At 65.6% G+C, this 761-nt stretch carries 1 protein-coding gene and 1 pseudogene; both read left to right on the top strand.

The genetic code is table 11. The features are described from left to right. The coding region (locus tag C5F46_RS16250) for an efflux RND transporter periplasmic adaptor subunit (protein WP_146160266.1) at positions 1-549 on the top strand (549 nt) is incomplete at its 5' end. Continuing rightward, positions 546-761 (top strand): annotated as a pseudogene (locus tag C5F46_RS16245) (ABC transporter permease); the annotation flags it as partial. The gene C5F46_RS16250 and the pseudogene C5F46_RS16245, both read left to right, overlap by 4 nt.

Below are 761 nucleotides of genomic sequence, written 5' to 3'. Positions count from 1 at the left end.
ATCGTGGCTCGCCACGTCGAGCCGGGCACGGTGGTCAAGGCCGGTGATCCAATCTTCAGCCTGATTGATCCGGCATCGGTTTGGGTTCAGGCCTTCATCGACGAAGAACGCGCCGGCCAACTGGCGCTTGGGCAAGTTGGGGTCATCCGCCTGCGGTCACAGCCTGCGGCCGAGTTTCACGGCACCGTCGCCCGGATCGGGCTGGAAAGTGACCGAGTGAACGAAGAGCGCCGCGTCTGGCTGACCTGTTACGACTGCCCCGAAGCGATGTTCCTTGGCGAACAGGCCGAGGTGCGCATCCTGACTGGCATACGCGACAACGCGCTGATGGTGCCCGAGGTGGCGATCACCGGCTTTGACGGCTTTCGCGGCACGGTCTGGCTGGTGCAGGATGGCCGGTTGCGCCGCGCCGAGCTGACCTTTGGCGCACGCGACGACCGGGGTCGGGTTGAGGTGACGGGCGGCCTGCCCGACGGTGCCGCGATTGTCGCCATGCCGACGAAAGGCGCCGACGAAGGCAGACTGGCCCGGATCGAGGACGCGCCATGAATCTGGCGCTGAAAGACATCCGGCATGGCCTGTTCCGCTTTGTGCTGACCTGTTTCGGGTTGGGCCTGCTGATGACGGTCGTTCTGGCGATGATCGGCATCTACAATGGCCTTGTGGCCGATGCGTTGGCGGTGGTCGAGGCCCCCGCGGCGGACGTCTGGGTGGTCGAGGCGGGCACCAAGGGGCCTTTTGCCGAAGCCTCATCCATTCCC

The organism is Phaeovulum veldkampii DSM 11550, assembly GCF_003034995.1.
Lineage (GTDB): Bacteria > Pseudomonadota > Alphaproteobacteria > Rhodobacterales > Rhodobacteraceae > Phaeovulum > Phaeovulum veldkampii.
The sequence above is the reverse complement of the archived record's forward strand: the minus strand, read 5'-3'. Positions and strand labels throughout refer to the sequence as shown.